7 protein-coding genes and 1 pseudogene are annotated in these 8636 nt (G+C 46.1%); 4 read left to right on the top strand and 4 right to left on the bottom strand.

The annotated features are described in order from the left end of the window. Window positions 1–312, top strand: a pseudogene (locus BLS03_RS21030) (IS4 family transposase); the annotation flags it as partial. A gap of 65 nt (window positions 313–377) precedes the next feature. On the opposite strand, the gene BLS03_RS21025 reads toward BLS03_RS21030, so the two are convergent. Then, window positions 378–959 carry a dual specificity protein phosphatase family protein gene (locus tag BLS03_RS21025; RefSeq protein ID WP_093278582.1) on the bottom strand — a complete coding sequence of 194 codons (582 nt, stop codon included), beginning with the start codon at window positions 957–959 and terminating at the stop codon, window positions 378–380. Between the two features lie 275 nt (window positions 960–1234). Continuing rightward, a complete protein-coding gene (locus tag BLS03_RS21020) occupies window positions 1235–2698 on the bottom strand; it encodes a RimK family protein (RefSeq protein WP_093278580.1) in 1464 nt (487 codons plus the stop codon). Between the two features lie 81 nt (window positions 2699–2779). Here BLS03_RS21020 and BLS03_RS21015 point away from each other — a divergent pair, with 81 nt between their 5' ends. Beyond that, window positions 2780–3880, top strand: a complete 1101-nt coding sequence (locus BLS03_RS21015; RefSeq protein WP_093278579.1) for a GNAT family N-acetyltransferase/peptidase C39 family protein — start codon at window positions 2780–2782, stop codon at window positions 3878–3880. 337 nt (window positions 3881–4217) lie between these two features. On the opposite strand, the gene BLS03_RS21010 is transcribed toward BLS03_RS21015, so the two are convergent. Both BLS03_RS21010 and BLS03_RS21005 read right to left on the bottom strand, forming a co-directional pair. Continuing rightward, a complete protein-coding gene (locus BLS03_RS21010) occupies window positions 4218–4427 on the bottom strand; it encodes a TOBE domain-containing protein (protein WP_093278578.1) in 210 nt (69 codons plus the stop codon). 294 nt (window positions 4428–4721) lie between these two features. Then, window positions 4722–5516 carry a GntR family transcriptional regulator gene (locus BLS03_RS21005; RefSeq protein WP_218122029.1) on the bottom strand — a complete coding sequence of 265 codons (795 nt, stop codon included), beginning with the start codon at window positions 5514–5516 and terminating at the stop codon, window positions 4722–4724. 76 nt (window positions 5517–5592) lie between these two features. On the opposite strand from BLS03_RS21005, the gene BLS03_RS21000 reads away from it, so the two are divergent. Both BLS03_RS21000 and BLS03_RS20995 read left to right on the top strand, forming a co-directional pair. Then, entirely contained in the window at window positions 5593–6873 is a 1281-nt protein-coding gene (locus BLS03_RS21000; protein WP_093278577.1) for a M20 family metallopeptidase, read from the top strand. 162 nt (window positions 6874–7035) lie between these two features. Further along, complete coding sequence (locus tag BLS03_RS20995; protein WP_093278576.1) at window positions 7036–8604, top strand: ABC transporter substrate-binding protein; 1569 nt, start codon at window positions 7036–7038, stop codon at window positions 8602–8604. Window positions 8605–8636: the final 32 nt, after the last annotated feature.

Genomic DNA, 8636 nt, shown 5'->3' with positions numbered 1-8636 from the left:
GTCTATCAAGAGTTATGGGGACTATTACTTGGTTATAACTTGGTGAGAAGAGAAGCCAGTCAAGCGGCAGTAGAACATGGTCGAATGCCCAATGAAATCAGCTTTAAGTACGCTTGTCAGTTCATCGCAAGTCAGCTAAAAGTGATGAGTAAAGCGGTGTCTCCGGGTAATACACCGAAACGTCTAAAAAGTCTGCGTGGAGATTTATCAATCCTATTTATAGACAAACGCCCTAAGCCTAATCGGCCTAGGGCGGTGAAAATATCAAAGACCCGATATCCTGTTAATCGCAAGGCAGCTCCGCTTAAGTGAACTACATTGCCACTAAAGTGGGCTTTCTTGTGTGTCTAAAACACATTTTCGAGAAACGCAGAGTGTTAGTCGACCATCTGATCGATGGTAGCGAATTCGCTGAGATTGCGCGGCTGATAGTTGATCAAATAGTCGCCTTTGTTTTTCCCTTTGGCAAACGAGCTTTTATACAAAGGCGATTCGACCACTAAACGTGTCAGGCTACGTGCCTCCTCATTACTAAAGCCTTCATATTCAATACGATACAGCGCAACGTAGAGCATGGTGCGGCCAAGTCCGTGGTAGCAGTGAATCAATACAGGGTAGTTGTCCTGATTGTCCATGATGTCGAAGAATTGATTAAGATTATCTTCGTTTGGTGTTTGCCCAGAGCGAATATTGACATACTTGACCCCATCGATTTTTTCTACCGCTGCGGCAATGTCTTCGGTTGGGTAAAGGGTCACTTCATTGCGCAGATCAACAATGGTTTTGATGCCGTATTCTGACGTGTAACTTTCGATGTCTTGCGGCGCTATTACTGCTGATTTATATACTTTACCTTCAGTTACCGCGCCAAAATTATAGTTAATATGTTTGTGCCAATAGTGGTAACCGCCGCCGCTAATCAAGAGTACGGCCAGTAGTGCGAAAATCTTCTTCTTCATGGGCAAGTCAATATCCTAATCATGGTTTGTCCAGAGAGTTGAGCGAAAACTCTAACTTTCGAATGATTGGAGGTTAACTTATTGGTTGTAGTTATGGTTTTTTTCGATGAATTGCTTGGCTCGATTTAACAAAATTACAATTATTTAGCATATTCAGTCACCTATGCTGAATAAATGTGAGTGAAGAGTTCCGCGTTTTTCGAGCAGTTGAATATAAAAAAGCCCTGAAAATCAGGGCTTTATTTTGGATATGTCGTGCTTATTGAGTACAGGTGTTAATTGTAGCTACCAAAGCCACGCATTTGAATGCGACGCAAGAATTCAGTCATGATGCGGTCATAAAGCAAATCGCCTAAAAACGCATCTTCGACTTGATGATCAATGCTTGGGTTGTCATTAACTTCAATCACATACACTTGGCCATCAATTTCTTTAAGGTCGACACCGTACAATCCACCGCCAATTAAGTTGGCCGCTTTGACCGCAGCATCAATCACACTTTTTGGTGCCTGTTTAAGGTCCAGAGTTTCAAAGCCACCGGAAGAAACTCGGCCACTATTGTGGTGTTGATAAATCTGCCAGTGGCCGCGGCTCATCATGTATTTGCAAGCGAATATTGGCTGATGATTCATCACGCCAATGCGCCAGTCAAAATCCGTTGGCATAAATGCTTGAGCCAAAATCAAAGCACTTTTCTCAAACAGCCCTTTGGCTTCACGCTCAAGTTCTTCGAGGTTTTTCACCTTCACCACGCCGCGAGAAAAGGCACCGTCTGGAATCTTAAGCACCATCGGAAATTGTAAATGTTCCAGCGCATGCTCCTTCCATTCGGCATCAAAACTTTTCAAAATCACGCTTTTTGGCGCGGGCACTTTATTGCGCTCAAGCAGCGCGGTTAAAAACACCTTGTTAGTGCATTTCATGATCGACTCAGAATCGTCCATCACCACCAAGCCCATCTTTTCTGCGGTTTTGGCAAATTGATAGGTAAAGTTACTGATATTGGTAGTGGCGCGAATAAACAAGCCATCAAATTCACCCAGCCTTGATAGATCATCAGGTGAAATGGTTTCTAAGTTAACGCCCAAGCGGTTCGCCGCGCGGCGAAAACGCTTGAGTGCTGATGGGTCGGATGGAGGCATTTTTTCCTCCGGGTCGACCAGCATGGCGATGTCATAGCGGTATTTTTTCTGCTGCTTGGGTTTACGCCACACTTTGCTTGAAAACATCTCAAGTGATTCAATAAAAAAGTCTTGTTCTGGGTCGGATAAATCCTGAAACGGGTAAGGGGCAATTTTGCTGATTTGCCACTGGCCTTGAAACTTATCCATCTCCAGTTCAATCACCGGTACCATAAATTGCTCAAACAGGCGACGAGCCAACTTTTCTAAGCCTGCTTCTGGCGTGCGACCGAAATAAATTTTGGCCCGAATCGATTCGGTGTTTTTGCACAATTTGTGCAGTTTCAGCAATCCTGAGGAGAGCAAAAACGGTTGATTGATATCGTTAATCGCCATTACACGCGGAATCACACGATGCCCACGCGCTTCGGCCATTAAAGAGCAATAATAGCCGTTACTCATATAACCATAATCACGACATAAATTCACAACTTGCAGATTTTTGTTGCTGTTCTCCCAGTCAGAATCGAGGTAATTATCCACGGTAATCACCTGTTCAGAAGGGAAGTACTGACGCCAATCATTGGTTTGATCGGTAACGATTAGGATGTTTGCCATTTATTTTTATCCAGCTATAGCAATAGTTGATTTTCTATTATTAAATCTAGTCGGCAATCGCCAATTTTCTAAGGATTCGACATGGAATTTCGCTTAGCGGAGTTAGCTGATCTCAATGATCTCAATGCGCTGGAACAACAGCTATTTGATGGGGATAGAATCTCGCCTCGTCAAATGAAGCGCTTTCTTCAATCATCACATAGTTTGGTGTTCGTCGCCGCCCATGATGGTGAATTGGTCGGTTATGCATTATTGCTATTTCATCAAGGTACACAGCTTTCACGACTGTATTCGATTGCTGTTAAACCCGACTTTAGAGGGCGAAAAATCGCACAGAGTTTGATTGAACTATGTGAGCAGGCGGCTCTTGGTCAAGGTTCGACTACATTACGACTAGAAGTGCGAGAAGACAATATCTCAGCGCGAAAATTATATGAAAAATTGGGCTATCAACCGCTGAAAGTACTGATTCACTATTACGATGATTTAGCCAATGGTCTAAGAATGCAAAAGCGCTTGGTTTTAAAGGAAAATAAGCGCTTACTTCCGGTGCCTTTGTACATCCAAACCACGCCGTTTACTTGTGGCGCCGCGTGTCTGTTGATGAGCTTTTCAGCGTTGTCTCCTCGGCAAGAGTTAAGTCGCACGTTGGAGCTGCAACTTTGGCGCGAAGCAACCACCATTTACATGGCGGCTGGCCACGGCGGATGTAGCGGTCACGGGTTAGCATTAGCGGCGAAACGCCGTGGCTATCACGTCGAACTTTGGACACAGTCGCAATCGACGCCGTTTATCGACAGCGTGCGTGATGTGCGCAAGAAAGAGGTGATAAGCCTAGTGCATGAAGACTTTTGCGCCCAACTTGATGAGCAAGGCGTTAAAGTCATCGCCTCGCCACCATCTGCGGACCAACTGCAGCAGTGGATAGAGCAAGGTGCATGTGTGCTGTTATTGATTAGCACCTATCGATTTAATGGCAGTAAAGAGCCGCATTGGATATTACTTAGTGGCGTGAGCGATAAGTTCTTCTTTATTCATGATCCGTACTCGAAAAATAAAGCGGATATTGCGGCGTCGGCGTATGTGCCGGTCAGCAAAGAAAGTTTGTCGCAAATCATCGGTTTCGGAAAACAAAAGCATACCGCTTGTGTGGTGATTTCCAGCGCTCAATCCTCGCTATGAGGTAAGTTGAATATCGCAATTAAATACATTGCAGGGCGATTTTATTTTGCGCTGATTAAGAATAGTTTTATTTTATCTAATTATTTTAGATTGAAGTGTGAAAATTATTTATCATCAAAATGATAACATTTCAGGTTTGGCGGTTTTAAATAAAATTTCATTCGATATAAATAATGGCGTGGGAATATTCCGCACGCCGTTATTGTTTTAGAGTGCACTTTATAAAAAATAATGTAGTCACCGAGGCGATAGGTGTATGGCACATTAATAAATAAAGCGAGTTTTAGCGAAGTAATGAGTCATCAATTGGCAGACGAAATAGTATGAGTTTTTATTGTTATTCGGCGCCAACCATGACGTTGTTAGCTTTGATAATTGCGGTTGCAGTACCACCAACCGTTAATCCCAGTGATTCGAACGAGTCTTTGGTAATGATGGATGTAATGACGACGCCATCAGCGACCTCGATAGCGACTTCAACGTTAACGGCACCTTCTTTAATTTCAACAATTGAGCCAGTTAACTGATTCCTTGCACTGATCTTCATATCAATTCCTTCCTTGGGCGATAATAAAATAATATTTAAATTTCTTATCAATGGAAAAATAGTAAAGCAAATAAATTCCACAAACAAGATGTTAATCACTTATTTTTATTGTTGGAATAGGCTTGGTTTTTATATTAATTAATAAGTTTATTTTCGGAATGAGTAATTATTATCTTTCGAGTTAATTTTTAGGTTAAATAACATCGTTAATCCATTTTTAAACATGACATGTTTTATATTTTTGCCACTTTGGCAAGCGCGAGAAAAATCACGTGCTTGCCAAAGTGTAGGGGACTAGCGTATTTCGTTGATGTAAGAGAAATGTTCGGTACTGGCGCGATGCTCGGCCAAAATGATCGGGGTTGTGGTTTGATCAAACGAAATGTCGTTGATGACCATCACTGCATGTGGGTTTTGCACATCAAGCAGCGTTTGATCTTCTTCGGTCGCAAGTTGCGCTGTGACGGTCTCGCGCACCGCTGCAATACGAATACTGTGCTCGGTGAGCAGATATTGATAAATCAGCGCGGGAACATTTTCTTGTTCAGGGAAAAACGGCACTCGCTCTAGAGGCAAAACCATCCGTTCATGCATGGCTTTAATACCCGACACAATGCGTAGGCGGTGCAAACGAATCACATCGCGGTTGTCTTTAAGCTGCAGTTTTTCGGCTTCGTCATCGCTCGCCAAATCGTGGCGGTAATCCAAAATTTTAGTTTCTGACTGGACTAAATCACCGCTTTTATCGTGCAAACGGAAATATTGAAAAAAGTAGCGCAGATTGTGTAGCGGGCTCCAGCCAGTAACCACTGTCCCGGTTTTACGTCGGCGCATTAACACGCCTTCTGAGGTTAGCGCTGTCAGCGCTTTACGTACGGTACCTACCGATACGCGAAAGTGCGTCGCCAGTTCGTTCTCTGCTGGTAACACCGTGCCCGGCCCCCATTTACCCACCATGATCGCTTCAGAAATGTAGCGTTTTACCACCTCGTAAAGTGGCGCTGCTTCATGTGCATCAAATTGCGGAAGGTCCGCCATGACGTTTTTGGGCCTGGTTGAAACTTGAGCTGGGTCATTGTTGCTGTTCATTATCACACCCTTCTTGACATCTTGGTTTTAAGGTTATTATATATAATCTATATAGAAATAAAAAACGGATTTTTTTATGGACGTAAATGCCCGTTTAGCCCAAGCGTTACAGCACATCGACAGTGATCGTCAAGCGGTAACCGAAGATTTGCGGCACATGCTCGCACTCGATACATGCTTTCCACCTGGAAATGGTTATGGTGATTTTGCCACCTTGATGGAAAAAATTCTCACGCCGATGGGATTTTCCACCGAGCGTGTATCGGTTCCTGACACCTTATGGCAAACCAGCGATGGTCAAGTATACGGCGAACGCGTGAATCTTATTGCGACTCGCCCACAAGTCGAGCGCGAATCATGCCATCTCTATTTTCATGTAGATACCGTACCGCCAGGTGATGGCTGGACATTTGCGCCTTTACAGCTCACTGAAGCCGATGGCCGTTTTTATGGTCGCGGCGCCGCGGATATGAAAGGCACCATCGTTGCTGCGCTCGCGGCGCTGCGCGCCATTGACGCTCATAAATTACCGCTTAAGTTCTCGCCATCTTTATTGTTGTGTACCGATGAAGAAGGCGGTTTGTATCCCGGCATTCGCTATCTCGCAGAACAAGGCCATGTCGATGGTCATATCGTCAATTTTAATGGTGGCGCGCTGGCGCGGATTTGGGGCGGCTGTTTTGGTAGCGTCGATTTATCGATTCGTATTTATGGTCATTCGACGCATTCCGGCGAGCCACTTGGCGCAATTAATGCGATTGAAGAGTCGCTGCCATTGATGAATGCGCTGTATGAGCTTAAGCAAAAAGTCGAACAGCGCGTGTCAGCGATGCCTGCGCCGCCACATTTTAACGGTGAGCCGCTGCGTTCACGTTTGACCATTGCCGCCGCGCATGGGGGCAGTAAAGGGTCAACCATACCCGCAAAATATGAACTTTTAATTAACCGCCGCTACGCGCCGGAAGAGTCGTTTGATGAGGTGATGCAAGAGCTATTGGCGTGCATTGAAAGTGCCATGGCAAGCAGTAAAGCGCTCAGAGTCGAGCATGAAATCATCGGTCATTTAGCGCCGGTGAGTGACCCAACCGGGCCAAATCAGCCGCGCTGGCAAGCCGCGCAGTCACTTGGTTTTGGTTATCCGCTTGAGTCGTTCAAAGTATGGGGTTCATCGACAAGCTCGGATATGGGCTGGGTGCAGCAAGCGGGCGTAAAAGAGATGATGCTTGGCGGCCTAGCGCGACCAGATAATCACATTCACGCCGCTGACGAATACACCACTTTTGAAGACATTGCCTCGCTCGCTAAGGCAATTTTGGCCTACTTGGTTGAGGATTTTGCTCCGCCAACGGGCATTTAAACACGGTTCATTAATGTGGTGTTGATAGGTCATCACTTTAGTTATCAAAGCATCAGTTAACAAAGCATTAGAAAACAGAGCAATAGCAAACAAAGTCAAACATAAAAACGAGGCCATGTAAAAGAGCCTTAGCAGCACAACATTCTATGGAGGGATGTGGAAATGACGGATCGAAAAGGAATCAATAGACGCCAATTTTTGGGAAGTTCAGCACTGTTAGCTGGCGCAACGCTCATTCCTTGGTCAAACACGGTTTTAGCCGCAAGTAACAAGCCGAAAGGCGGTATCTTGCGCATCTGCGTTGATCAAGCGGTTAGCGTACTTAACCCACTTAAAACGCGTGTTAACCCGGAATATTTGGTCGCGGAGCTACTTTACAGCGGTTTAACTCGTTTGCGCCCAGACATGAAAGTCGAGGCGGATCTGGCCGAATCATGGACCGCGAACGACGATTTAACCGAGTGGACGTTTAAACTGCGCTCAAACCTTAAGTTTCATGACGGCTCAGCGTGCAGCGCCAAGGATGTTGCCGCCTCGCTGTTGGCGATTCTTGACCCGAATAACGCCGCCAGTGGACGTAAAAATATTGGCCCAATTCAGTCAGTCAGCGCGAAAGGCACAGACTTAGTCGTTATCACCCTGACCCAGCCTTATGCTGATCTTCCGGTTAATCTGGCTTACCCATCGGCGAAAATTGTTCCTGCCGCCATTGTTGAGCAAGGTATGGATGCACTCGCGCAAAAAGCCGTGGGTACCGGGCCGTTCAAACTGGTGTCATACGAACCAGAACGTAAAATCGTGGTAGCGCGTAACCCAGATTATTACGACCCAGCGCGTCCACACTTAAACGGTGTGGAAGTGGTGGTCTATCCAGACTCAACCGCAGCCGGTTCAGCGCTGATTTCTGGCGATATCGATTTGATGATGGCGATCTCTGCAACCGACTATCAACGCTTCCAAGGCGAAAGTCAGGTGGATGCGCTGCGTGTGCCATCGGGTCAGTTCCTTAACATCAACATGGCTTGCGACCAAAAGCCATTTGACGATCCAAAAGTTCGCGAAGCATTAGCACTGAGCATTGACCGCGATGCGATGCTGCAATTCGTCGCCGACGGTTTCGCCACTGCGGGTAACGACACGCCAATCAGCAAAGCTTACCAGTACTTTGATGCGTTGCCGCAGCGTAAAGCCGATCTTGCTAAAGCCAAAGCGCTGCTTAAAGAAGCCGGTTACAGTGACGGTTTGAATATCAAATTGGTGGCGTCAGACAAACCGGAAACTCGCGCCCAATTGGCGATTGCGGTTCGTGAAATGGCTAAACCTGCTGGCTTTAACATCGAAGTCGAAACCATGGCTCACGCCACCTATCTTGACCAAGTGTGGAAGAAAGGCAATTTCTACGTCGGATTCTACAACATGCAGCCTACGGTTGACGCGGTATTCTCGCTACTTTACACCTCAGACGCGCCATGGAACGAAACACGTTGGAACAACGACAAGTTCGATGCGGCAGTGAAAGCGGCGCAGAAAACCACCGATAATGCAGAGCGCACCAAGTTATATGCCACCGCGCAAACGCTAATGCACGATGAAATCCCATCCATCATTCCAACCTTCTTTGACATTTTGGCGGCGCAGCGCACCTATGTTGAAGGTTATCAGCTTCATCCACGTGGCGCCGTGTTCCGCCTCGATGAAGTGTGGTTCGGCCCGAAAGCGCCTAAGCGCTAGTTAACGCGCAAAATAGACTGCCACGCAGTGTG

The sequence above is a fragment of the Vibrio xiamenensis genome (assembly GCF_900100015.1).
GTDB lineage: Bacteria > Pseudomonadota > Gammaproteobacteria > Enterobacterales > Vibrionaceae > Vibrio > Vibrio xiamenensis.
Note: the sequence above shows the minus strand (reverse complement) of the source record. Positions and strands in the feature narration are given on the sequence as shown.